Origin of the sequence: Pectobacterium versatile (assembly GCF_003932035.1) — a bacterium.
GTDB classification, from domain to species: Bacteria; Pseudomonadota; Gammaproteobacteria; order Enterobacterales; family Enterobacteriaceae; genus Pectobacterium; species Pectobacterium versatile.
In genome coordinates, this window is record NZ_CP034276.1 from 628,250 (window position 1) to 653,446 (window position 25,197).

Below are 25,197 nucleotides of genomic sequence, written 5' to 3' on the forward strand. Positions count from 1 at the left end.
GATGTCACAATTTACCCCGCATTTTACATACCGGAACGTTGCGCTGGCATTGCTTGTTTCTACCGTCCTGAATGGTTGTGCTACCAACGGGTTTAGGGGGGCAGATGAGCAAGCGGAGCGGGATATCCGAACGGCTGAGCAGTTACATGGATTATCTCGCACACAGCCTTCCTCTCCTTCACTTGTCTGGGTTGACGAGCCCTGGGTCAATCCCCGTCCTATTCGTGTCAGTGCACGGGCGCAACAGGTCAAGTTACCTCCATGCAGCCTGACATTGATTATTGATGGCAGCTTGTCTCTGTATGAAGTTGGCCAGCGTATTACCCGCAGTTGCGGGTTCCCGGTTGTGATAACGCCTGATGCCATGAGTGCGCTATCCGGTTCAGCATCACAGGGGGGCGCTGGGGCGACTCGAGCTATCCAAGGGGCGCTTCCTCGTCCGGATGAAGGTGGGCGTCCTGCACTGGCCAGTATTGGCGGCGTAACGTCTACCTCGTCATTTTCACCGAATATCGGTGTGGGACTGATTACTGATATCAGTTGGGAGGGCGAGCCTCTCGGTGGGGCACTGGACCAAATCACATCGCGTACGGGGCTCAACTGGAAATTCGAAAACAATCAGGTGGTGCTGTATTACCTGGACACGCGAACTTACCGATTAAAGGTTCTCAACGCTGAAACATCCATGAATTCCAACTTGACCGGCACTAGTAGCTCGACAGCCGGAGGTGATAATAGCTCGGTAAGCGGCAGCCAGAATTCAGGACAGAGCACTAGCGTTAAGCTGGAAAGCAAAATTCATAATGACATCGGTCAATCCATTAAGTCGATGATCAGTCCATCGGGGAACTGGCACCTTTCTGGTTCAACGGGCGAACTTGTTGTAACAGATGTTCCCCAGGTACTGGACAGAGTTGAGGGTTATATCGACAACCTGAATGTGCGTATGAATCGGATGGTCAAGCTTATGGTCAGCGTCTATTCGGTTCAGCGCAAAGGTTCCAGTCAGACGTCACTGGACTGGTCTGTTGTTGCTAATCGTCTCGATCGATTTGGCTTAACGTTGGCGGGTACGCCAACGGCCACTACTGCAATTTCATCCGCAGGTATTAATGTTATTGATGGAAAATTTGCAGGCACTACGGCGTTGTTCCGAGCGTTAGAGTCGCAAGGCAAAGTGTCTGTTGTGATGGCTCATGAGGCAACGACGACTAATTTGGTTCCTGCACCGTTTCAGATTGCGGGCCAGATGGTTTACCTGCGAAACCAGAAAACAACCGTGTCCGAAAATTATGCCACGACGGACATGGAACCCGGAAGCATCACTACGGGGACACAGATGACACTATTGCCTGATATCCGTGATGAAGGCGATATTCAACTGCAATTTAACTTCAGTCACTCCGATCCGGCTCAGTTGCGCAAAGAGTCATCTGAGGACGGAAGAACCAAAATGGAGATGCCGTATACCACCGTACGGAGCTTAAGTGAACGGGTTAATCTGAGGCCGGGTCAGACGTTGATCGTCAGTGGTTATAACTCGCGCAATCTGACTACATCTCGGGAAGGCGCATTTGATCCTGATGTCACTGTCGCCGGCGGTGGTAAATCAAGTGAAACGGATGATGTCACCCTGATCATCGCCGTTACGCCAGTTCTGATGTGAGGGCGGCGATGTGATTACTGTACCTCATGAGAATGGTGGGTTAGTCGCAGGATTGCGCTGGGAGCCGACAGCAGAGAAAAGTGTCCAGCGGTTTGGGCGCGATATGTTATCCCTGAAGCTCAACCCTGTTCGTCGGCGCAATAAAGCGAACTCAGCTCCAGCTTCCGATATTCATTCTGGTGCGTCAGCGGTCACGGGCGCTTGCCCATGGAGGCCAGGTCGGTTGTGGTCACTTGCCGCACTGGCGACGAACTGGACGGGGGAAAACGGGTATGGCGTTGTCCAACTCGGTAACGATGAATATGTTTTTTTAGCGACTATTCACGGTGTTCCTGCGCTTAACGGCGACATTTGCGGTACGCGCGACGATATGTTCGCCATCACAAATGAATTTATTAACCTCACGCTTGCGCCGGAAGCGGGATGGCATGTGGCCTCTACGCCGGATGCGCCTGCGGTACCCGCTGATATCCTGCCGTTGCGTCGTCGCGACTGGCCAGCACGTTATCGATTGACGTGTCCCGCCAGAATACAACGTACGTTATTGATTAGTGTGCCTGTGCTGTTTGCGGTCAGCATTGCAGGGATGTGGGGCGTGCAGTATTGGCAGAACTGGTCTGCTCGCCAGGCCCAGGCAGCAAAAGCAAAGCTGGCTGCGATGGCTGCAGTGGGCAGCGAGCTTTCTCAAAAAGAAAAACGTGTATTACCCCATCCATGGGTGATGCAACCATCGGCTCAGACTTTGCTAACGGTCTGCGAACGTAAGCTGGATGCGCTTCCTCTGGATCTGGGTTTTTGGCCATTGTCCTCTGCCGACTGCCGGGCTGATGGCGTTATGACCGCATGGGTGCGGGATAAGAACAATCGACTGGCGACGGTCAACCGCCTGATTCAGGCTGTGCAGTCTCTTCCAGGCTCACCGGTTGTCTTTATCGATGAGAGTGGGGATAACGCGCAGGTGGCGTTCTCCTATCCTGCGCTGCCCAGTGGCGGTGACGATCACGTGATTGACAGTGAAACTCACCGTCGACTTTTGCTGAGTTTCTTTCAGTCCCGGGGGATCCCTCCATCACTCCAGAATGTCCCGCCAACATCAACTCCGGTGGATGAAACGGTCGAGTGGATTCAGGACTGGAGCGCATTTGCCTTTTCTCATACCTCTCGCTTAGCCCCTTCCTTTCAGCTGGCAGGTTTGTCTGCGGTGGGACTCCGTCTGACGCGTGTTGGACTGAAGGTTGAGGGGCGGTCATTGACCTGGTCATGGGATGGAACGGCGTACAGTCGTGCCCAGGACAGCGTTGCACCAGAAGGAAATACACCATGATGAAAGTTTTTTCCCTATTTCCGTTGCTGTTTACAGCATCGGTATTGGCTTCTGATATGACGGAAATTAGTCCTGTTCCCTCAGGGGACGTCCTGGTTTCTGATGAAGTGACAGTCAGGACGCTGAGAGCTGTCGAGCTGGAAATTGATTTGATAAAAACACAGCAGGCTCGTCAGGACGCGCAGAACGCACTGGCGGAAAGTCGGTTGAAGGGGCAAACGCTGAAGAACCGGCCCGATATGTTACTGCCTTCAGCTACACCAGGTGTTGGGCTTGGGACTGCGAGCAAAGGCGCCGGGGTAAGCCTGGCTATTACGACTGCGCGGTTGAAAGAGATATGGAGTGAAAACAGAACGCTGCGCGCGGCGGCTGAATTTAATGGTCGCCGTATCGTACTTCAGCCAGGCGATATCTGGCCAGGCAGTGAGCATCGCGTGAAAAGCATCACTTCACGTGGTGTCGAACTTAGCAACGGACAGATGATCCAGACAGGGGTAGCGCAGTAATGAAAACGGATAACCATCAATCAGCTGATGCCGATTTGGCCTGCCGCGTTCCAGAGCCATACAGTGATGACATTGAGCTCATTCGTCTTGATAACGAGTCTGTGAGTGTGCGCATTAACCGGGAAATTAGTAAGGAGCCGGAATTCATCAGCTGGTTTGCCGGATTGCGCCGGGCCGGGCTGAAGCCATTGCCGCCTGAATTCGTGATGAAAAGTGAGCTTGGTCAGGTAGGGCTGGCCAATACGCATGATGTGGAAGCGGGGATCAGTGGTGCTCAGCGCGAGGTCCGTCGGATGTTCCGCGATGTCATCTCGATGAGCGCCTCTGATATTCACGTACATCTCGACCGTCGCCAGGGAAGTCGGATCCGTACCCGGATCAATGGGTTGTTGTACACCATTCGTGAACCGGATTTTGAAGAGGGAGGAACGCTGCTGTCGACTATGGTGGAAAGTATGTGTGACACCAAATCTCAGGGTTACAACCCGCGTGTTGCTCAGGATGGTCGTGTTAAACCTGAATTTCTGGCGGATATGAATTTGTATGCAGCCCGCTATAGCCATCGTCCGACTGACGATGGTGGTGTTTTTGCGGTGATGCGCCTGATTGAAGACGATCGTGGGCGTACCCGAACGCTGCAAAGCTTAGGCTATCAGCCGGAGCATGAAGCGGCGGTGGAAGAAATTGAGCTGACATCACAGGGACTTATCGGTCTGTGTGGGACGACCGGGTCGGGTAAATCCACTACGCAAAGGGTACTTGCAAGTCGATGGCTGGCCAGAAACAACGGACAGGTCAGTCTACAAACCCAGGAAGCGCCGATTGAAGGGCTGATTTTGGGCGCAGTGCAGTGTGCCGTTAATACCGACAATCTCAGTCTGCATCAGGCGGGAGAAGCCTGGGCGGGCAGTGTGGTGATGTCCATGCGTCTTGATCCGGATGGTATCTATACCGGAGAAGCCCGCGACTACGCATCAGCATACGCTGCATTGGAAACGTCCGTCAGTGGCCACCCTGGCTGGTTTGGGCTCCATTGTACCTATCCGCTGGATGCACTGACCCGCATGCGTAACTGGGGAATTGATGCGCGTGAGCTGGCGAACCCGACGTATTTTCGGGGACTGATTGCACAGTCGTTGGTGAATACGCTCTGCCCGTCCTGCTCATTGCCGTGGTCTGAAGCCCTTAAACGTCAGTTGATCCCGGCTTCGCATCAGACGCTGGCAAAGCGCATGTTTAATGCGGATGAGCTTGAGCAGTTACGTTTTCGAAACCCTGACGGTTGCGGTAAGTGCACGAAGCAATTGCTGGGAACCGCGATTAACCAGGGGATTAGTGGACGAACCATCGTGGCTGAAATCGTGCGCCCCGACCGTCATATCATGAAAAGCTGGCTGGAAGAGGGGAGTTTTGTGGCGCGCCGGCTCTGGCTTCAGGCGGGCGGGTTTAGTCGTGGGCAGCATTTGCGGCGTCTGCTGCTGGCTGGTCAGACAGACCTTGTGATGGCCACAGAGCACATGGATCCAGATGAAGACCGCGATTTTAGGGAGTGCGTCTAGCTATGGTGACATTACTGATAGTCATCTTCTGTGTGCTGCTGGTCTTAGGGATTTTGCTGATCCTCTCTGTAACTTGGCCGCCGATGATGCGCCGGACGTTTTGGCTGACGGAACGAATTAAGTTTTGGCAGATGGTGCGCACATTCTGGCGTATGGGGATGCCGCCGGCAGAAGTGTTCGACATTATGCGGGATATCTACAGCGATAACGGAAAACGGCGTAATCGCGGTAGCCTGCTGTGCCAGCAATTGAGCGATGCGGTTAGCAAACGCACATTCGGGGAGATGAATCTGCCCGGCCCCCGCGATCAGATAGCGACACCGGAAGATGTTCTGGCAGCCTGGTGCTCGCCACTAGAAGCTGTGCTTTTTCGGGTGGGTAATGTCTCGGGCAATATGTCTGAGGCATTAGCCCAATCTATCAGCCTGCTTAAATATATTCAGCAAATACGCAGTGCGATGGTCCCTGCATTGGGCCAGATGGGCCTGGTTCTGTGCTCTGTACCCGGGATACTCTACGGCGTATCACAACATCTGTTGCCGGCAATGTCCAAGCTGATCCCAGAGGAGCGCTGGACGTTGCATATCATCATATTGAACAGTGTCAGCCACGGGATACAAGAGCACGGAGCCGTTCTGTGTTTTGTCATCGGTATGATCACTTTCCGCATTATCCACACTATTCCGAAGCGTGGGGGCGTTATCCGTCGCCGCTTTCTTGAGTTTATTCCTCCCTGGTCGATCTACTCCACCTTGCAAGGGGCGCTATTTATGCTCAGTGCCGGTTCGTTGCTGAAGGCGGGCATGTTGCCGCTGGACGTCCTGAATACGCTCAGTAAGCACGCCTCTCTGTGGCTTGTCGCGCGCCTTGATGCTGCGGCTTTCCGTGTGCGCAGTGGCCGCAATCTGGGGTTGGCGCTCTATGAAAGTGGCTACAACTTCCCTTCCAGGGAAAGTGCCATCTTTCTTAGTCGTGCCGGCGCCAGCCGGGATATTGCTGATGTGCTCAATGACTGGGGGCAGGAGCAAATGCCTGTCGCACTGGAGCGTATTCGGTCACTGAGTAACTGGCTGACCTTTGGTCTGGGGGGCGCGATCGGCGCTTTTCTGATTTACGTCATGTTCGCTGTGGTCGGGCTGACGATGACCTTGAGTTCTCAAGGGTTCTGACCCGTATCACTACATTATATTTTTTTAACGCTAGTTATTTATCAAGAGGTTATTGAATGGAAACGTCTCTGACTACATCCCGCCGCAAGGCTGGTATTGCGAAGTGGCTTATCACCCCTGCACGGGGAGGTAATTTGAAAGATGCAATTATCGCCGTGGTGGTCATTGCTGCGGTCATTATTCTGGTTTTTCAGTTGGGTACTTTTCTGTGGGGATTGTATCAGAACAGTGCTACACAAACTGAAGTCACAACCATGCTGGAGCAGTCCCGCAAGCTGAAGAGCCGGGCCGGGTATACCGGTGCATCGATGGCAACCCTGCGGGCGGTCAATGGTGTTCCAAATTCAGTCGATCGCACCGGCGATGTTTATTACAACCGTTATGGCGGAACGTATGCCCTGGCTCCTGCCAGAACAAATGGTTCCCCCTTCAACAACTCAGTTGCATTGACGTTAACGGGGGTATCGGAAGGGGGGTGTGGTGATCTGGCGCAAATGTTCCTGAACGCTGGGGAATCAATCTATTCCGTCACCATTGGCAGTACCGCGATGCTGACAGCAAATGTCACCACCGGCACATCAACGGCGGCGACGCTGATTGGTACCCAGTGTGATGGTGGTGACAAGACATTGATTCTTACCACGTCACGTTAATGATAATCATGGCCAATGTGTTGCTGTTTATCACTGTTATCTTGCTGGCGTATTTCCCGGGCAACAGCGTTGCTCAGGGAAAAATGCCGGTGAAATATACGGTGCAGCCCTGGTTGGCCTGTATTCACACCGCGAGTGTGAAGTACGTCATCGATTCACTGCTGATTGAAGCGGTGATGGAGCAGGAAAGCAGCTTTAATCCGCAAGCAGTCAACCGTAGCAACTCGGATGGTAGTGCGGATTACGGTCTGATGATGGTTAACTCGGGGAATGTACCGAAACTGATCCGGGAGGGCATTATCGCGACAGTGCAGGATTTGCTGGATAAGCCGTGCCTGAATATTCAGATTGGTACCCGATTGTTGGCATCCCATTTCCAGGTGTGTGGTGTGAGCTGGAACTGCCTGGGCAGTTACAATGCGGGGTTCGGTGATAAGCGCCACCGGCTGCGTGAGAAATACGCCAACCTCATCTGGGAACGCTATAAACGGTTGTTACGCGAACGACGGGGTATCGTACTGAAATGAGTCTATTCATTTTAGCCCCGTTACTTTTCGTTGTATTGACGATGGTCGCCTGGCTGGCTTGCCAGCACGTTCGCTGGATAGAGCGTTTTTTGGCGCTGCAACCTGCACGAGTGCTGAACGGAATGACCTTGTTGTTGCTCGTTATTCCGTTCTGGCTTGCTAGTCTGGTATCACTTTATGTTCATGAGTCCGGCTCTCTGTTGCTACTGGTGATGCAGGCGGGTCTGCTTGCCTGTGCTGTGGCTGATGTGGAAAGGGAATGGCTACCTGAGTGTTATACCGTCCCGCTGTTTTTTCTTGCGCTGAATTACTCACCGTTGCCAACCTACATCATTCAGCCGGTGATGGTGATGTCTGCCGTGGTTGTGGTGGCTGCGCTTATTGCTGTTATTGTCCGACCGTCGCTGTCCGCTCTTCTACCCGGGCGGGGAGACATCATGCTGTGGCTGGTATTGAGCGCCTGGGGCGGAGTTGCAGGCAGCGTTATTCTGTTTGTGTCTCTGGTTACTGGTGCGCTGACGATGCAACTGACCAGACGCGATCATACGCCGATTGGCCCCTGGATGGCAGGATTTGGGGGGCTGCTTATTCCTTTTACGACGGACATCCAACGGTTAACGGACCGTTGGATGTTTACGCTCTGGCACTGATAGAGGTTGCCTTATGTTTTCGATAATCCAGTCATCACAGGGCTTTTTGAGCCGCTTTATCCGACGCCAGCCCGCCCGCGGTAGCTTAATCAAAGATTCGATCATCGGTGTGCTTGTTTTTATTGCGTTGATTGGTCTTGTAACGCAGGTGATCAGTAACTACGTGACTGAGCTGCACTATCAGACTGTGGCTCGTCACGCGAGTAAAGTCTCCCAGGCTGCAGGTAAGTATGTATCTGATAAACATGATGCTTATTTATGTCAGTTGGCGCCTGCCTCCTGTACTACGGGAACGTCTACACCCTTGCCACAGCCTTTCACTGCTCAGACGTTGATTGATGCCGGATATCTGGATGACGGGATGGGTACAACGACGGTGGACAGGCAAGTCTATCGTTTCGGGGTCAGGGCTAGAACACTCAGTGGGTCAGTTAAACCATCACTTGAAGCCCTGATGGTGACAACAGGCGGTGATGCGTTGGATGAGGGCGCCGTTCGTCGTATTGCACAGTTGATTGATGGGATGGGGGGATTTATCAGCGATCCATCGTTAACTGAACTCGGTGGGCAGGCAGATACCGCTTATGGTGCTGAGCTTTCCTGGTCACTTCCTGTAACGCCGTTTGGGTTAACTGCGGAACTAGGGCATATCGCTGTAGCCATTAGCGGCGGTGTGATTGGAGGCCTTAACAAAGAAAGCGATCGTCTGTACCGATTTAGTAGTGATGCGCATCCGGAATATAACCAGATGAATACTGCTATCGATATGAACTCGAACAATCTGAACAATGCTGAACAGGTCAACGCAAATGAAGTGAATGCCGCGAGATTTGTGGCATTGGAGAGCAATGGCTTTTTTGGTTGGCGCAATGGGAATGATATTGAGGCCTGGCTCAAATGGAATAATGACAAAAAGCGCGCGGAGCTCAATGCAGGGATTAATGCTGAAGGCGACATTAGTTCAGAAAAAAGCGTTAGTGCTGCTGCTGATGTCAGTGCTGGTAAGTTGGTTATTGCTGACCAATTTTTGTATCAAAAGACAGTTGTTGTTTCGGGAGATTCTTGTGATGCGGTGACGCTGGGACTGACATCAATCAGTGATACAACTGGCCTGATAGGCCATGATAGCACTGGATCCATACTTACTTGCCAATCCGGTGCGTGGAAATCATCTTCCTCTATCCAGCCCGGCACCATCACTATGTGGGGGACACCCGTCCCTCCAGAGGGCTGGCTGGAACTCAATGGCCAGCCATTTAATCCCAGCGGCAATCCCATTCTGGCCAGCCTGTATCCCTCCAGTCAGATACCGGACTTCAGGGGATACTTTCCTCGGGGCTGGGATAATGGTGCTGGCCTTGATACCGATCACGCGCGTTTGCTTTTATCTGAACAAAACGATGCAATTAGGAACATTACCGGTTCGTTTCAAACATTCGACTACAACGGCTATTCGCCAACTGGCGTGTTCTCTCACCAATCTAGAAGCGGATCCTCCGTGTCTGGCACTCCTCAGGCGTGGAGCCATTCAGTAGTACAAATTGACGCCTCTAGTACTGTTCCTACAGCAGACGAAAATCGACCTAAAAATATCGCTGTGATGTTCATCATTAAAGCTGGTTGAACCGCTTGTGAGCACCTTGCCAATCCGGTGCGTGGAAAAAATCAGAAGCACTACAACGGAATCGATGTACATGGTATTACATTTACGGTGGCGGGCAGCAATTCATGTCATGCCCTGTCGGTCAATATATGTCTGGTTTCAGTAGGTATTTAGAGAACGACTGGCCTAGAACAGGGCATTTTCAAATTGAATGTTGTGAATGACGTGATTGATGTATAAGCTTTTGATTATAAATTAAATAATCCTAAAAATATCGCCATAATGTTCATCGTTAAGACTGGCAAGCATCCATTGTACTGCTTGCCAGTCGGTCGTGTTCAGATGATGAAAGTCGCAGGGTGCACAGTGTGGTTTTGCAGCTGCTGACCACTTGATCGGGAGGTTTTATTGTTGCGAATAATCAACCGGCCTTGATGACGAACATCACAGCTACATTTTTGGGCCTTGTTTCTGCACCACCAGTTTCGGTTGTTCCCGAGCTAATTTTCCCGGAACCGCTATGGAGCGCTCCTTCATTGACGCCTTGCCATGTCCCACTGCCTCCCATACCCATAGTATTTAATTGATGGTGGTGTGATTTTAGTTCGTCCATCTGATAGCTATTTATAGTGCGGGAACTATCAGGATCGATGTTTGCGCCATTATCCCACCCCCTAGGGAAATACCCACGAAAATCAGGTACCTGACTGGAGGGATACAGGCTGGCCAGAATGGGATTGCCGCTGGGATTAAATGGCTGGCCATTGAGTTCCAGCCAGCCCTCTGGAGGGACGGGTGTCCCCCACATAGTGATGGTGCCGGGCTGGATAGAGGAAGATGATTTCCACGCACCGGATTGGCAAGCTAATCACCAGATAAAATCTTGGTTATTACGCATGAGAATAAGGCATTACTATCAGCCTTAAAAATATTGAACCGGTCATAACCATAGGGGCATGAAAAAAGCGGATTATGCCCCTGACAAGGTATGATATTCACATTACCAGCCAGATGATCCTCTGATGAGAAACCACATAGTGGTTCTGGTTTTTCTACGTTTTCCCAGGCACCGGATTGGCAAAGTGATTAATTTACTTAATTACATCGTTGCGTATGCAGGCAAATGACTGGCACGGTAAGCACCCGCTGATGTAAATATGGAACTGTTGATAGGCTGTGTAGTCAGTTGGACATGAGCACGATCCCGTCATTGGATTCGCGACGCATGAATAGCCATCCCAGCCATTATTAGTCCAATAACTCCCTCCGAAATTGGATTTTTCAGCACTTTTCCAGGCACCGGATTGGCAATTAGGCAAACTGCGGTATTGTCTTCCCTTTTAAATTTTAGGGACGGACATTTCTGATGAAAAAACGTATAAAAAAGATGCTATTAAGCCAGGCGCTGGACAAATATTTCGCTACTGTCTCACGCTATAAACGGGGGCAGTTGCAAGAATTTTATCGAATAAACGTTATCAAAAGATCACCGCTTGCTAACCGACATATGGATGAAATTTCATCAGTTGATATTGCTGGATATCGAGATGACAGACTGGCCCAGATTAATCCACGCACAAAAAAATCTATCAGTGGCAACACTGTTCGTCTTGAGCTTGCGTTGCTCTCCGCATTGTATAATTTGGCCAAAGTCGAATGGGGAACATGCACGATTAATCCAGTTGAACATGTAAGAAAACCCACGGTTTCATCTGGCAGAGTGCGTCGATTAACGTCACAAGAAGAACGAGGTCTGACACGTTACTTCAGAGGTAAAAAACCTGAGTTATTAGCTATTTTCCGGTTGGCCATTGAGACCGCAATGCGGCAGGGCGAAATACTGTCATTACGATGGGAGAATATCGATCTGCGACTCGGGATTGCTCACCTGCCGTTAACAAAAAATGGCTCTGCTCGTGATGTGCCATTGTCTTCAAAGGCGCGTCTGGTTTTGAAGGAAATTGGCGAACTGGGGCGTGATGATATGGGGAATGTTTTTACATATACGTCGAGTGGCTTTAAAAGTGCCTGGCGTATCGCATTACAATCCTTATCGATTAATGATCTGCATTTTCATGATTTGAGGCATGAAGCGATTAGCCGGTTGTTTGAATTGGGGACATTAAACGTCATGGAGGTTGCTGCGATATCGGGGCATAAATCCATGAATATGCTTAAACGGTATACACACCTCAGAGCCACCCACCTTGTTAGTAAATTGGATGCCCGCAAAAAGCAGGCGCAAAAACTGACCTCAATATTTATACCTTACCCCGCAGATATCGAAGTTCATGATTGTGGCAGTCAGGTGACAATCACATTTTCTGACCTTGATGATTTGACAGTGACAGCATCAACTTATGATGACGCAGTAAAAGTAGCATCTGTCGAATTACTCAAATTCCAGGCTATTGCCGCGAAGAACGGTGAACGGCTGCCTCCCCCAGGCCATGTTTCTGTCAATATGCCTGAGCGCATACTGATCAACCCGCTTTAAACTTGCATAGGCGATATTGAGTTAAATATCGCCATTTCCTTAAGCAGTTCGCATGCTTAGATATCTAGAAGATATTCATGTGTCCAGCTATGACTTTTTTATTGGTATTTATCACCTTTCTTGCTCTGTACTGCCCACTCTACTCTGTCATATGTTTATTAGTGCCGTTTAAAGGGTTTGCTATTTCATCACTGAAGCATAGAAAAACACGGTATATGGTAATACATTTAGCGGTGTTTTCTCGTATAGGGAACATGAACAAGGCACAGTTACAGAAATTTAACTTTGCGTTTGTTACGGTCTTGCAACAGGCTCTTCAGAAGGATAGGCCAATCGTTTTTCGTTCTCATTTGATGCGGGCCTCTCAGGTGAAGCTAGCAGAGACGGTTTTGGCTAAATACGGTCATAGCTACCGGGTATCTAAAGTTATTCTCTCCAGAACTGAACGAATAGGGATCACGTGCCAGATGTTGTTTCAAGAATGGCGATTGGTGAGGGTCAGCCGTGGTGGTGTAATGATCGTAGTTATGGTTCGATAAATTTTTAATGATATGTGATTAATTTATCGTGGATTGAAAAAGTACATTACTTTAATGTGATCGATACATTAGATCGAACCGATCGATTTATTTTGTTGTACACGATTAATAATGTTGTTTAACCTCGCTAGTACATTAAAGCGAATTACTGAATTACATTGAAATGATTTTTATGTGGAGTCGTAGTGAATGAATCCTACATATACTGCGTTAATTGCATTATTGCGTTCAGGGGACATAGTCTTCCCTGAACGTGATGAAAAGTATGATGGTGGTAATAGCCAATTTTCAGTAAGAATCAAACCAGAAAGCAGGGCGTTCCTTGATATGCATGCCGAGCGTATCGGTGTTTCCAAGTCTACGCTCTACGGCATTATCTTGGAAGGGGTGCTTTCTGAAGCCAGGGCATCAACAGCTGACAAAATGATGGGGGTTTATGAACGTTTTTGTTTGTTAATGGATGCTCATAGCGTAAATGTATTGCAACAAGCGCAATTACTTGCCCCGTTTGGTATTAGTCAGGGGGCATTATCCAGCGCAGAACGAACACTGGATTTGTTAAACCATCAAGTGCTGTATCAGTTGGCATCATGGTTTGAAATCGACGTGCAGTGGTTGTTTTGCGAGAAAATTTATCCAGTGGATAATTATCATTTTTTTGACCAGAAACCTCTGGATTATGACGCTTTGAGTGATAGCGCTGAATTGGTTTTCTTTCGCGCAATGAGTGATTGTGATGTGATTTTTGCTTTTACTCGGGAATGGAAAAATGTTCAGGGTGTAATTAATATCCCAATCATTAAAATTTATCGTGTGTTGAAAGAGTGGGGTTTTCCGAAAACGAAGAATGCTAGGTATTTAGCTTATTCAAAGAAACAAGCTGAGTCATTAACTAATGGCTCAGTGTTTCCCATTATGGTTATTGATAATTATCAGTGTGAATATAAAAACCATCAAGATTGGTTAGCAGGTTAAATTGTAATTTTTTTATTATTAATGGTGCGCCAGCATCAGGGGATCTTTTATCAAAAATTCAGAAATGAATGTTGTGCCAGTACCAGGGAATACCAAGAAAGCATAATCATAAATATTTATATTCAATCTCTATATAGGAAATAAAGAATGAAACACTCATTAATTACACGCAGTTTTATTATTGCGGGCATCGTGGTTGCTACTTCAGCTAATGCAGCTGGCACATGGACTGAAGCTCGCGGTGATGCTATGGGCGGAACAGGTGTCGCTTCCTCGCACTACAGCGCAGCAGCGCTGGTAAACCCCGCGCTGCTGACGAAATTCGATAAGTCAGATGACTTTAGCCTGATTTTGCCAGCAGTCGGCGCTCAGGTTTCCGATCCGGATAATCTGCAGGATGGGGTTGACCGTATCGACAATGATTGGAAATCGTTTGAGCGTATCGTTAGTGCCGGCGGAGATGCCAGTTTAGCTGCGTCAAAGCTGCGTGGATCATTACAAGACTTTTCTGGAAGTCATGCTAAAGCGCATGCCGGTGTGTCAACGGTTGCTGCAGTTCCCAATGGCGTTCTGCCATTTGCAGTCGTTGCCAAGGCGTGGGGGACTGCAACGGTCAAATCGAACGTAACCGATACCGACCTGCAGTGGCTCGATGGTGTGTCAAACGGTACCGCCAACGGCTCTGACCTGAGTTCGTTAACGTCATCCGCTAATGGTCGTGCTGCTGTCGTGGCAGATGTCGGTGTTGCGATGGCGCACGAATTCAACGTTGGCGGATTCGAGTTCTCTGCCGGTATTACACCGAAGGTACAACGCGTCTATACATTCAATTACAACGTTGCGATCAACAACTATGACAGCTCAGATTTTCGTAGCAGCGACTACCGTAACGATAAAACGGGCGCCAACGTAGATGTCGGTTTTTCAACCAATCTGAGTGATAACTGGATTGTTGGTCTTGTCGGCCAGAACCTGGTTGCACGCAGTATCGAGACGAAAGAAGTCAACGGCGTCAAAGACACGTTCAAAATCAAGCCTCAAGCCACACTGGGAACCGCATACAGTAACGGCATCTTTACTACTGCGCTTGATATCGATCTGACTCCAGCAAGCCGTTTTAACTCTGATAAAGACAGCCAGTTTGTCAGCGTGGGCGGTGAGCTGAATGCCTGGAAATGGGCGCAACTGCGTGCAGGGTATCGTACTGATATTCATGACAGCGATAACTCCTACTTCACTGCTGGCATTGGCTTGTCTCCGTTCGATGTCGTACATCTTGATATCACCGGCATGGCAGGAACAGACAGAACGTATGGTGCCGTTGCTCAATTGACGTTCACATTCTGATTGCTGAATAAGGGGCTATCTATGAATAGCCCCTTATTTAAATTATCTAATCATTACCTTAATACTTATTAATAGGTGTAGCTTTAAGGGAGATATATGAATTTCTTTATTAAACCATTACTGATTTTATCTGCAATAAGTTTCAACTCATTGGCTATCGCTTCCACACTGAATGTTGATAACAAACATCAGGTGATAACACTGAAAGTGGTTGGTTGTGAGTTGAATAAAAACAAATCTTACAATCAACACCCTGGGAAGATTTCTTATCACAAGGTTATTGACAAAAAACACGCTGCAAAAATATGTGATGGTACTTTCTCTTCACTTACGTCTATTGAACTTTCAGTAAATAACAATGCCAGAGAACCTTCAGTTGTCGGTGTATGGCAAGCTCGTGATTATGTCGGAGCAGTTTCTTTACGCTGGGTTAATGGTGAATGGGTTGAATTCGATAAAAAGCATGATGAATATCAAGTGGGATTTTCATTGGGGCTTTATGTCGATGAAGAGAATGATGGCATATCCATTGGTTATGAACTAGCCGAAATCTATGGCACCAATGAGAGGGATGCGAACTCGCACGAAAAAAATAAATTATCGAGTGTGGAGTTTCCTGTTATTTACTCGATCGTGAATAAAAACAGAGCTGAATTTAATAGAGGTAAATGTTTGTTAGTCTGGGGCGGAGTTAATCCGGCATCAGAATCTAGACGTTTTGTCTCAATATGTGAATCATCAAATTGAGTGCAAAAGCTGAAGTTGAGAGGCCAATGAAATGAGCGTATTTAATTACGTCAATCATCACTACGGCGTTAATGCCTGCGTTGGGCGTCGCGTAATCGCATATGGCGAACCTGGCACTATTGTGCGCGATTTTGGTAACTATATCGGCATTGTTCTGGACTCTGCTCCTCATGCTGCCCCTGAACGCTATCACCCGACGGATGGCATCGAGTATGGCGACGTTATTGATTACACCCCGCCGAAAATTAACACCAGGCAAGCCAAATCAAAGAGAAATTGGCAGGAGTATCTTGATGCCGATTATGGGCATCGAGATTTTGCCGACTGGTTGGGTATCAACACTCCACGTGTTGACTACGATAGCAGTCGCGGGGAATGGCGTATGTATCGGTTCGGGAATTATCAGGATTCAAGCATCTACGGCGAGTGGTGCAAAACAAAGAAAGCAGCAAAGGCCAGTTATAAAGATGCGTTGAAAAAATACAGGACTGCATAATGGATTTAAAACATCGTTTGGATTTGGCTACAAATACTTTTAATCAACGACTCGCTGACTTTGAATTGCTAAAAAAAGACTTAAACAAATCGCTTGATTCTATGGGGCATCTTATGTTTACCGCGCATGCTGAGTTACAAAAGATTCGTTTAGAGTACGAAATTGCATGTATTGAGTCGTGGGGCGGAATAGTTGATAAACGTGATGCTTCATTAGAAGCTATATCAGTATGGTGGCATAAAAATCCTGACGCGATGCCAGATTTGAACATGATTATTAATAATCCACCGTATAAGTATTTCTCCCGGTCGGCATTGCTCGCTTTCATGGCAGATTGTGGGTTAATTTTTCATCCGAAATGGGACGATAAAAGGTGTCATCTGGGGAACGTCCACTTAAGGGCTACTCCATCGCGTTATCAAATGCCATTCGTATTGCGTGGAATATCTGCATTTTCACAAGTAATGGAAAGAGATGAGAATGGCAGAGTTAGATTCTCTATTGATTATGCTTGTGTGAGGATTTACTTTGAGAATGAACTCGGTTTTGGTGTAAGACGTATAGCAGACTATGAGGGTATATTAGTAAATCCTGAAGACAAACAATGTTACCTGACACTGCGTATCAGCATGATTGACGAATCATATGACGACGAATTAATTATACTGAACTTCCCCGATATCCGTTCTGCTTATTTGCATCTAATAGCCAGTCGATATCGGACTAAACGTTATTATCGTCAGCTAATTAAACAAAATAGTAGCTCGTCTATTCTTTCACTAATTTTATAACGAGGTAGAAAATGAAAAATGAAGAAGAAAAAGAAAAATACCTGGAGAAAATCCAAAAACTCCTTCATTTAGCAAAACGCAGTACTAATGAGCATGAAGCGGCTAATGCTATTAGCCAGGCTCAGAATTTAATGCATAAGTTTGGCCTAAGTGAATTAGATATCGATCTGAAGTCGATTAAAGAATTTCAGAGCGAGCATTGCCCGTCTGATGCGAACAAACTCCCAGAATACGTGGTCAGTTTAGCCAACATGCTGTGTTATGCATTCGGTGTGAATTGTTATTACACCTGGACGCGGAACCATCGACGTTCTGTTTCATTCTACGGTCCGACAGAACGACCGCAGATTGCGGCATACGGGTTCGATGTATTGAGTATTCAGTTGATTAAAGCCAGAAGCGAGTTTATTGCTTCACAAAATAAGCGTATCAAACGTACTACTAAAACCAATCGTGCAGATCAATTTTGTGCAGGCTGGGTGAGTGGTGCTCGGAATGCCATTAGCCGGTTTACTGTTGAACCTGAAGAGCAACAACTAATGTCACTGTATTACAAACAGATCTCCGAGGGTTTTAGCGAACTTAAAAGCCGGGAAGCGAAAAGCTGTCGCGGCGATGATGATGCATATCATGCTGGCTATCACTCGGGTAAAGATGCTCGGCTGCACCAGGCAGTAAAGGGGACATCACTGGGGAGAATAGGAAGGTAACAGCCATAGTTTTAATTTCCCAATCTCAATATTCAGTTGTTTGTCGTCTCTGGTTCTCGGTTTTTGCAAAGTAATGGTGAAAACCGTTAACCAAAGGCAAGGATTTGAGGCATGACAACTGAGTCCTCCGTTACAGACACCGTAATACCATCGTTCACTAAAACTCAAGAAGATGATCCGTTTGCTGAAGAGGTCAACGCACATTACGCCAAGACTTCTTCGGCAGACGTCGCTGCGCGGCGCATGGGGCTCTTCAATAGAGAAGAATCTACTGATAAGGAAAATCAATCTTCGCGGCCCTCCTGGCTCTTTAAAAGTCTGCTTGCCGTTTTATTTTTCGTTCCGCTAGGTCTTTCTGTCGTGCTTTTCCTGATCGTTCAACAGCAGAGCGTTCAATTGGACTCGCTGGATGCCGCATTTCGGCGTGGTCAGCTTCAGCAACTGCCGGCAGAGATACAAGATGTTAAAAGTAAAATTGGCTTGCTTCGGAGCGAGTTTGTCTCTGTGCAGGAGCTAGACACATTGCGTCAGTCTCAGAATGATTGGGCTAACACCCTGGATACGAAACTGAATCAATACATAAAAAGTGTAGAAGGGCAATCAGCCATTCCTGAACGGCTTGCACACCTTGAACAGCGTATTAATGATCTTCAGGGAACTGCAGATGCACAGGATAAACGCATTTCCTCTTTAGCCTCTGAATGGCAAAACAGATTTGAAAAGTTAGCGCCGCAGAAGCAGAAGGCTACCCCTGCAAAAAAGCCTCAACGGGTAATTAAACCCGTTCCCGCCCCTTTTGCATTAACCAGTATTGAGCATCGGGGAGGGCAGCAATATGCCGTCATCATCCCTCATTCAGCAAGCAATCGCTGGTCAGATATACGAATGCTAACGCCTGGCGAATCGGTTAATGGCTGGACGTTAGCCAGCATTGACGGAAATCAGGCGCGTTTTTTGGTTAATGGGAAGTCTCAAATTCTCACATTGCAGTAAGGAACCGTTATGAAAGTGAAAGCAATGGTGCTGATGCTTGCGTTGGCTGGAATGGCACACGCGTCCGTCAATACCAGCATTCATGTTACACCTGAGTCGAATTCACAAACTCGAGTTGTTGATCAGGGATTATCTCACCTTCAGTCGACACAGTGGGGGCTGACCGATGAAGAATGGGCTCGATATCAGGACATGATCCGGGGGAAAACTGGCATCCAATCCCCGGGATTGGATCCGTTAACCACGCTGGGTATTGAAGCTCGCAGTGATGCAGAACGGCGGCAGTTAGCAGAGAAGTGGGTTAAGGAAGAATTTCAGCGAACTGAAAAGATTCTGAAATTTCAGCGAGAGGTGGATGCGGCCTGGGGGCGCATTTATCCGAATGCATTGCCAGTCAACATGGGCAATGCAGGCGGTATCGCACACGATAACGGCGGTCGATTGGCGTTATTTGTGAAATCCAAGGATTGCGGCAACTGTAATTCACGCCTTGCGGCCGTTCTGGCGGATGATCGCCCGGTTGACATCTATCTGGTCGATAGCGGCGGGGATGATAACAAACTGCGTGAATGGGCCAGAGAGCGCAATATTCCAGTGGAACGCGTGCGTAATCGCCAAATCACATTGAACCATGATGGTGGCCGGTGGATTCGATTTGGTAATGGACTGATGCCAGTGTTGCTGCAGCAGGGAGAAAGTGGATGGCGTGTCGCTGCCTTCTGATGCTAGTTATTTTCAGCATTTTTTCTTTCAGTGCTAACGCATCACGACAACCAGTGCCTGACGGATATCAGCGTGTTGCGTATTTACATCAGGTTCCGCCTGAACTGTTCTATGCACAATCACTACAGGAGTCCAGCCGTAAGCTGCCTCATGGTGTTCGCCCCTGGCCCTGGAGCCTTAATGTCCAGGGGAGAAGCTATCAATATGATAGCCGGCTGGAAGCCTGGCAGGCACTACAGCGTTTTCTGAAGACGGTTCCACATAAAAACATTGATGTTGGATTAGGGCAGGTTAACTGGGGTTGGAACGGTCGTCGTTTTGCAAACTCCTGGGAGGCGTTTGAACCCTATACCAATCTGAATGTTTCAGCACAAATTCTACGTGAATGCTACGAGAGAAAACCGGGCAGCTGGTTACGTGCTGTTGGTTGTTACCACCGTCCTGCCGGCGGAGCTCCATCTGCAAGATACATTTCTGCGGTACAGCGTAAGCTGGCCATGATTGAACCGATTGAAGCTTCCCACCTTCCTGAGATTGCTCCTACCACTCAACTTGTCTGGATCGAACCCCGGAGTGTCAAATAAATGAAAGTTATTCCTGTATCCGCGCTGTGTCTTCTGGCGAGCTCGTTCTTTGTTCATGCCGAACTGAATGTTGTCGCCGATTTGGGAGGGAAAGATACCGCATCGTTCTTTGATGGTATTAATCGCCAGGACAACAACGAATCCAATAACACTGAAAACCGTACCTGGCAAGGTCAGCCAGGCGAAGGGGCGATGCTGCCGGTGCTGACGCCAGAGCTAACTGTTGGCATTGAAGCGTCAAGGGCGCTAAGTTTGCCTGGAATTGGTGCGTTATTTCTCGTCGGAGACGATCCTGCGTCACGTTCCTGGTTACAGATGAATGCTGCAAAATTGAGCCAAATGCAGGCGGTTGGCTTAATCGTCAACGTAATGGATATGGCTGCTGTTCAGGCATTGCGCTCACTGGTTCCTGGTGTACAGATGGCACCTGCATCAGGTAGTGAGTTAGCGCGTAGACTACGGTTGCAACATTATCCCACGTTGATTACAGAGACGTCTGTCTCCTCCGAGGTACGGTAATGCTCCCTTCGTTGCCGATGTCTCTGACGGCTCTTCTATTAGTCAATCCTGTTTTGACCATCGGATTTATTCTGCTGTTTATCGGTAGCGTAGTCAGTGTGTCATTCAACTGGCGTGAGAAAGCCAGCGTACGCCGCCACCGTCGCTACCGCCATACGGCTGAACGCCTGTTAAGGAGGCTTCCCACTTTAGCTGGGGATGCTCAGCGTTTTTCTTATCTTCGGCGCGTTAATCCGTATGTATTCGAAGAACTGCTTTTGCTGGCAATGGAGCGTCAGGGATTAAAGGTGATTCGCAATGCATCATACAGCGGTGACGGTGGATTGGATGGGCAAGTATTTATTGAAGGACGGCGTTGGTTAATCCAGGCAAAACGCTACAGCAGAGCGATAGATCCCGCGCACGTCGCTGAATTCTCAGCATTACTGATACAGCATCGGTGTGGCGGTTTATTTATTCATACCGGACGGACTGGCGCTAAAAGCAAGCAGTACGTAAGTTCAACTTCTCCCCTTCATATCATCAGCGGACAACGACTGATGGCGTTGTTGTCTGGGAATCCTGACTGGATAAGGAATAACCAATGAGCGATCGCTACGTCATTGAAGCACTGTTACGGCCAGCCGTTGAGTTGAATACAGCCGCAGTCTCTGCCACAGCAGCATTTGTCTGTATACAAGCGCCATGGGCGATTGCGCTGGCTCCTTCGGTCAGTTACGTGACGGCCGGTGGGTTTGCTGTTCTGGCCATGGTACGCACCCAGCAGGGAATGAAAGTACTGCGTTACCGTCGTAATTTACGACGACTACCGCGCTATGTGATGAGTAGTAAACAAATCCCTGTCAGTAAACGGCGGCTGTTTATCGGTAAGGGGTTCATGTGGACGCAGAAACATACTCAACGGCTGCGTGACACGTTACGTCCGGAAGTTGAACGCTATATTCAGCCATCCACGTTATATCAGGCAGCTCGTAAATTGGAGAATGTGTCAGAACACAGTTTGCCTTGGCTTACCAGGTTGTTAAGCGTCGATTCTCCTCTGAACCCAGTACGACCTTTGCCACCTGTCGGCGGGAAGCCGGTTTTGCATGGTATTGAACCGGATGAAGTGGATGTCACAATGCCTCTTGCCGATCGCCCCGGCCATACCATCGTATTGGGTACGACCCGTGTTGGAAAAACACGCCTAGCCGAACTGTTTATTACCCAGGATATCCGCCGTGGTGACGTAACGATTGTCTTCGATCCAAAGGGTGATCCTGATTTATTACGTCGAGTTTGGGCTGAAGCGCACCGCGCTGGGCGAGGTGATTCGCTCTACATCTTCCATCTAGGTTGGCCCGAAATATCAGCCCGTTATAACGCCGTTGGGCGGTTTGGGCGTGTCTCCGAAGTTGCATCGCGTATCTCTGGTCAACTGGCGGGGGAAGGGAACAGTGCTGCATTTAAAGAATTTGCGTGGCGTTTCGTAAATATTGTAGCCAGAGCTCTGGTTGCATTGGGTGAGCGGCCTGACTACACGCTGATAATGCGTTACGTCAACAATATTGCGGACTTGTATCTGCGCTATGCTGAGAAAATCATTGAAGAGGAACTGCCCGAGCTACAATTGCAGATACGTAATAACCTAGGGGTACTCACTGATGAAGATGTACCCCGAAATATGCAGGGTCAGCCTAATAGCGTTGGCATCTGGGCGATAGAAGTTGCATTAAGCTCTGAAGCTGGCAAGGCACTCTATGATCCGATTCTCGATGGTCTGCGTAGCGCGGTTCGCTATGACCGAACCTATTTCGACAAAATTGTTGCCTCCCTTCTGCCACTACTGGAAAAATTGACGACGGGTAAAACGGCGTCCCTTTTGTCGCCGGACTATCTGGATATGCATGACTCACGCCCTATTTTTGATTGGGAACAAATTGTTCGCAAGCGTGGCGTTGTGTATATCGGCCTTGATGCGCTGACAGATAGTGAGGTTGCTACGGCGGTTGGGAACAGTATGTTTGCCGACCTTGTCAGTGTTGCAGGCCATATTTATAAACATGGAATTAATGCCGGGCTCCCACAGCAGAAAGAGGAAAAGGCCGTTCTCAACCTGCACTGCGATGAATTCAATGAACTTATGGGCGATGAATTCATTCCGTTGATAAACAAGGGCGGTGGTGCCGGCGTTCAAGTAACCGCCTATACGCAAACGTCATCGGATATCGAAGCGCGTATCGGCAATGCTGCGAAAACGGCTCAGGTCATTGGTAACTTCAATACACTGGTCATGCTGCGTGTCCGGGACAACAAAACCGCAGAATTGCTTACGACGCAGCTGCCGCAGGTTGAGATCTACAGTAAAACGTTGGTTTCCGGTCACTCGGATACGGCTAATGTTGAGACTGGACAGGATTTTACTTCAAGCACACAGGACCGTGTCGGCACGATAAAAACTCCACTGATTGAACCGTCTGATGTCGTCAGCCTGCCTAAAGGCCAAGCGTTCGCCCTGCTTGAAGGTGGCCAGTTGTGGAAAATCAGGATGCCACTGCCAGCGAATGATTTGAATGATGCAATGATGCCAGCCAATTTGCAGGCTGTCGCCACAGAGATGCGCCGTAACTACCGTTCCAGTGAGGGATGGTGGAACGGTAGTTCAGTCGGGGGGGAGTAATATGGCTGAACCTGCGCGTAATCCCTCCCCACAAAAGCCAGAGCGGCAACATGGATTACTTTATAACGTATTGTGGGGCTGGCCATGGAAGTTGATTGGTATCATTCTGGGCTCATTATTGTTGAGTTTGCTGATTGAGTACGTGGGTATTGCATTCTTCTGGCCAACAGAAGGTGCTGCCCACAGCCAGCAGGTTATGAACACTGAGTTGGGGTACCTGTCGTCAGAGTTCAAACGGAGCCTGTTGTTTTCCGAGCCTTCTGTCACTGTCATCCACTGGATAAACTCAGCGTATCACTGGGCGTTTATCAACAGTGGTTTTATGGATTGGGTCAGTAACCAGTATCAGATGCAGGCAAACAGTCATAGTGAGCTCAGTCGTAGTTTAAACGCCTGGAGTGGCTGGCTGGCACAATCGCTGCGGGAATATTTGCTGGCCACCGTTTATGTCACGGTAGTTACCTTGGTTAGGGTAACGATCCTGGTTCTATCGATACCTCTGTTTGCTATGGTGGTAATTGTGGCCATTGTTGAGGGATTGGGACGGCGTGACCTGCGGCGTTTTGGCGCGGGCTATGAATCCAGTTTTCTCTATCACCATGCTAAGCGCCTGGTTAAACCTGCGTTTTATGTACCAGCCATGCTGTACCTGTCGTGGCCTATGGCGGTCTACCCTAATTTACTACTGTTACCGGCAGCGCTGCTATTTGGTACTGCGATTACAGTAACAACGGCCACATTTAAAAAATATCTTTGATTTTATAGGAGGAGAGACGGTAATGAGTGGTGAATCCTGTGAGGCGGCTGTCGCTGCTATTCAGTTTGCGTTGGGGCTGGATGCGGATGAATGCAAGATGTTCCTGCGATACTGGAATGAAGGTGAATTCGGTATTCTGAGGGAGGAATGGGAAGATGTCCCAGATGAGGTATTTATTGGTGCGGATCCTCTCTTTCATAAGATACATGGCTCTTAGTTGAGCTGGACAAAAGCGTACAAAACTTGCTTTTGTGCGCTTTTGTCAGCAGGCAAGCCGCTTGCGGCGCGTCAGTCCAATTGTTCAATTAAGTGACAATAAACCTTTTCTCCGAAACGATATCCTTCTGCACTAATGTATTCTGAATTATTAAATATATTGTTTATATCCGTTCTTTTTTTTAATAAAAGAACAAGTTCCGGTATCACAAATTTTTCAGCCATAAGTGTAGATAATTTTTTGTTTCGATAGTCATCTCTGACATAAACATAATCTATTTGAAAATTTAAGATTATCTCTGTGGGAGTTGATGAACTTATCCAATATAAAAAGGAGCAATAGGCGATAGGTTTATTTTCTTCATCAGCTACAACAACTAGACTTACAGTCATTTCCTTAGATTTTTTGCAAAAATCTAAGGCTAATGCATATCGTGAATCGCATGTACTATCAATATCCTCAAAGTCGTCTGCGGTTGGTGTGAATGAGTGATGAGTATTACCTTTTGTATCTATACAGTATAAAGACATATTTTCCCTCTACTTTCCCCTATTAAGCAGGGGAAGCTTGGTTAAATTTTCAATTCAGTATAAAGGGTTTATCGCTGACTAACCTTCCTTGACTCCGCATCCTATGCACACCGTCAACTTACTGTGAGGTGTGCATGTTTTCTCCCTCAGTCCGGCTTGCTTGTTTGCTCTGTGCTTCACTGCTGTTTACCCATGCAGCAAATGCATCAGAAAAAGACGAGCTAGCCAGCACGCAGCGCTTACTCGATCAGGTTCAAGCCTCGCTGGAACGAGCTCGCGTTGTCGCTGCGCAATCTGACCCTGCCGATCGTGCCCGATACCACTTTGACTATCAACGCATTACTGCTGATTTGAATGCCATCAGAGCGGGCATCGATACCTATTTGGCTCCATCCCGGGCGCAGCCTCGGGAAGCCAGTTCTATTGCGGGGAACTACCGTCGGGAGAGCCCCTGAT

General features: G+C 48.4%; 27 protein-coding genes. 25 read left to right on the top strand and 2 right to left on the bottom strand.

Features of this window, described 5'->3' with window-relative positions; translation table 11 throughout:
- Position 1: 1 nt before the first annotated feature.
- From pilN to pilV, 9 genes are read left to right on the top strand one after another with little or no spacing between them, the layout of a single operon-like run.
- Entirely contained in the window at positions 2–1,666 is a 1,665-nt protein-coding gene (pilN, locus tag EIP93_RS02825; protein ID WP_125232252.1) for a PilN family type IVB pilus formation outer membrane protein, read from the top strand.
- A 10-nt stretch (positions 1,667–1,676) separates the two neighbouring features.
- Positions 1,677–2,990 carry a type 4b pilus protein PilO2 gene (pilO2, locus tag EIP93_RS02830; protein ID WP_125232253.1) on the top strand — a complete coding sequence of 438 codons (1,314 nt, stop codon included), beginning with the start codon at positions 1,677–1,679 and terminating at the stop codon, positions 2,988–2,990.
- The gene (gene pilP / locus EIP93_RS02835; RefSeq protein ID WP_125232254.1) at positions 2,987–3,496 is read left to right on the top strand and encodes a type IV pilus biogenesis protein PilP; all 510 of its coding nucleotides are present in this window, start codon (positions 2,987–2,989) and stop codon (positions 3,494–3,496) included. The genes pilO2 and pilP overlap by 4 nt, the downstream gene beginning before the upstream one ends.
- Positions 3,496–5,055 carry an ATPase, T2SS/T4P/T4SS family gene (locus EIP93_RS02840; RefSeq protein WP_116167163.1) on the top strand — a complete coding sequence of 520 codons (1,560 nt, stop codon included), beginning with the start codon at positions 3,496–3,498 and terminating at the stop codon, positions 5,053–5,055. The genes pilP and EIP93_RS02840 overlap by 1 nt, the downstream gene beginning before the upstream one ends.
- Positions 5,056–5,057: 2 nt before the next feature.
- Positions 5,058–6,224 carry a type II secretion system F family protein gene (locus EIP93_RS02845; protein WP_125232255.1) on the top strand — a complete coding sequence of 389 codons (1,167 nt, stop codon included), beginning with the start codon at positions 5,058–5,060 and terminating at the stop codon, positions 6,222–6,224.
- A gap of 56 nt (positions 6,225–6,280) precedes the next feature.
- Entirely contained in the window at positions 6,281–6,877 is a 597-nt protein-coding gene (locus EIP93_RS02850; RefSeq protein ID WP_012822390.1) for a type 4 pilus major pilin, read from the top strand.
- Positions 6,877–7,404: a lytic transglycosylase domain-containing protein gene (locus EIP93_RS02855; protein ID WP_012822391.1), complete on the top strand. Its 528-nt coding sequence runs from the start codon at positions 6,877–6,879 to the stop codon at positions 7,402–7,404. The genes EIP93_RS02850 and EIP93_RS02855 overlap by 1 nt, the downstream gene beginning before the upstream one ends.
- On the top strand, positions 7,401–8,054 hold the full coding sequence (locus tag EIP93_RS02860; RefSeq protein ID WP_102118375.1) for a prepilin peptidase: 654 nt from the start codon (positions 7,401–7,403) through the stop codon (positions 8,052–8,054). The genes EIP93_RS02855 and EIP93_RS02860 overlap by 4 nt, the downstream gene beginning before the upstream one ends.
- Before the next feature lie 13 nt (positions 8,055–8,067).
- A complete protein-coding gene (gene pilV, locus EIP93_RS02865) occupies positions 8,068–9,678 on the top strand; it encodes a shufflon system plasmid conjugative transfer pilus tip adhesin PilV (protein ID WP_125232256.1) in 1,611 nt (536 codons plus the stop codon).
- A 400-nt stretch (positions 9,679–10,078) separates the two neighbouring features.
- On the opposite strand, the gene EIP93_RS02875 is transcribed toward pilV, so the two are convergent.
- Positions 10,079–10,465, bottom strand: a complete 387-nt coding sequence (locus EIP93_RS02875; RefSeq protein WP_102118373.1) for a phage tail protein — start codon at positions 10,463–10,465, stop codon at positions 10,079–10,081.
- Positions 10,466–11,023: 558 nt separating this feature from the next.
- Here EIP93_RS02875 and EIP93_RS02880 point away from each other — a divergent pair.
- The 15 genes from EIP93_RS02880 (at position 11,024) to EIP93_RS02950 (ending at position 24,211) form a co-directional block, all read left to right on the top strand.
- Positions 11,024–12,154, top strand: coding sequence for a site-specific integrase (locus EIP93_RS02880; RefSeq protein WP_125232257.1), 1,131 nt, complete (start codon positions 11,024–11,026; stop codon positions 12,152–12,154).
- Between the two features lie 728 nt (positions 12,155–12,882).
- The gene (locus EIP93_RS22715) at positions 12,883–13,668 is read left to right on the top strand and encodes a hypothetical protein (RefSeq protein ID WP_161528270.1); all 786 of its coding nucleotides are present in this window, start codon (positions 12,883–12,885) and stop codon (positions 13,666–13,668) included.
- Between the two features lie 147 nt (positions 13,669–13,815).
- A complete protein-coding gene (locus tag EIP93_RS02890) occupies positions 13,816–15,015 on the top strand; it encodes a conjugal transfer protein TraF (RefSeq protein WP_116167122.1) in 1,200 nt (399 codons plus the stop codon).
- 96 nt (positions 15,016–15,111) lie between these two features.
- Positions 15,112–15,762 (top strand): hypothetical protein, encoded by a 651-nt coding sequence (locus EIP93_RS02895; RefSeq protein ID WP_119888206.1) that lies wholly within the window; start codon positions 15,112–15,114, stop codon positions 15,760–15,762.
- A gap of 31 nt (positions 15,763–15,793) precedes the next feature.
- Entirely contained in the window at positions 15,794–16,258 is a 465-nt protein-coding gene (locus tag EIP93_RS02900) for a hypothetical protein (RefSeq protein WP_012822458.1), read from the top strand.
- Entirely contained in the window at positions 16,258–17,049 is a 792-nt protein-coding gene (locus EIP93_RS02905; RefSeq protein WP_012822457.1) for a hypothetical protein, read from the top strand. The genes EIP93_RS02900 and EIP93_RS02905 overlap by 1 nt, the downstream gene beginning before the upstream one ends.
- A gap of 11 nt (positions 17,050–17,060) precedes the next feature.
- Positions 17,061–17,759 (top strand): DUF2786 domain-containing protein, encoded by a 699-nt coding sequence (locus EIP93_RS02910; RefSeq protein ID WP_116238190.1) that lies wholly within the window; start codon positions 17,061–17,063, stop codon positions 17,757–17,759.
- 111 nt (positions 17,760–17,870) lie between these two features.
- Positions 17,871–18,752, top strand: coding sequence for a hypothetical protein (locus EIP93_RS02915; RefSeq protein ID WP_125232258.1), 882 nt, complete (start codon positions 17,871–17,873; stop codon positions 18,750–18,752).
- Positions 18,753–18,761: 9 nt separating this feature from the next.
- Complete coding sequence (locus EIP93_RS02920) at positions 18,762–19,475, top strand: TIGR03759 family integrating conjugative element protein (RefSeq protein WP_125232259.1); 714 nt, start codon at positions 18,762–18,764, stop codon at positions 19,473–19,475.
- On the top strand, positions 19,475–20,059 hold the full coding sequence (locus EIP93_RS02925; protein WP_125233309.1) for a lysozyme family protein: 585 nt from the start codon (positions 19,475–19,477) through the stop codon (positions 20,057–20,059). The genes EIP93_RS02920 and EIP93_RS02925 overlap by 1 nt, the downstream gene beginning before the upstream one ends.
- A complete protein-coding gene (locus EIP93_RS02930) occupies positions 20,060–20,578 on the top strand; it encodes an integrating conjugative element protein (RefSeq protein ID WP_116167118.1) in 519 nt (172 codons plus the stop codon). It abuts the gene before it with no gap.
- Positions 20,578–21,165: a restriction endonuclease gene (locus tag EIP93_RS02935; protein WP_125232260.1), complete on the top strand. Its 588-nt coding sequence runs from the start codon at positions 20,578–20,580 to the stop codon at positions 21,163–21,165. Before EIP93_RS02930 ends, EIP93_RS02935 begins: the two co-directional genes overlap by 1 nt.
- Positions 21,162–23,237 (top strand): type IV conjugative transfer system coupling protein TraD, encoded by a 2,076-nt coding sequence (traD, locus tag EIP93_RS02940; RefSeq protein WP_044208344.1) that lies wholly within the window; start codon positions 21,162–21,164, stop codon positions 23,235–23,237. The genes EIP93_RS02935 and traD overlap by 4 nt, the downstream gene beginning before the upstream one ends.
- 1 nt (position 23,238) lies before the next feature.
- Positions 23,239–23,994, top strand: coding sequence for a TIGR03747 family integrating conjugative element membrane protein (locus EIP93_RS02945; protein ID WP_044208341.1), 756 nt, complete (start codon positions 23,239–23,241; stop codon positions 23,992–23,994).
- A 22-nt stretch (positions 23,995–24,016) separates the two neighbouring features.
- The gene (locus EIP93_RS02950; protein ID WP_044208339.1) at positions 24,017–24,211 is read left to right on the top strand and encodes a hypothetical protein; all 195 of its coding nucleotides are present in this window, start codon (positions 24,017–24,019) and stop codon (positions 24,209–24,211) included.
- Positions 24,212–24,282: 71 nt separating this feature from the next.
- On the opposite strand, the gene EIP93_RS02955 is transcribed toward EIP93_RS02950, so the two are convergent.
- Positions 24,283–24,741: a hypothetical protein gene (locus tag EIP93_RS02955; RefSeq protein WP_125232261.1), complete on the bottom strand. Its 459-nt coding sequence runs from the start codon at positions 24,739–24,741 to the stop codon at positions 24,283–24,285.
- A 134-nt stretch (positions 24,742–24,875) separates the two neighbouring features.
- Here EIP93_RS02955 and EIP93_RS02960 point away from each other — a divergent pair, with 134 nt between their 5' ends.
- On the top strand, positions 24,876–25,196 hold the full coding sequence (locus EIP93_RS02960; protein ID WP_044208336.1) for an integrative conjugative element protein, RAQPRD family: 321 nt from the start codon (positions 24,876–24,878) through the stop codon (positions 25,194–25,196).
- Position 25,197: the final 1 nt, after the last annotated feature.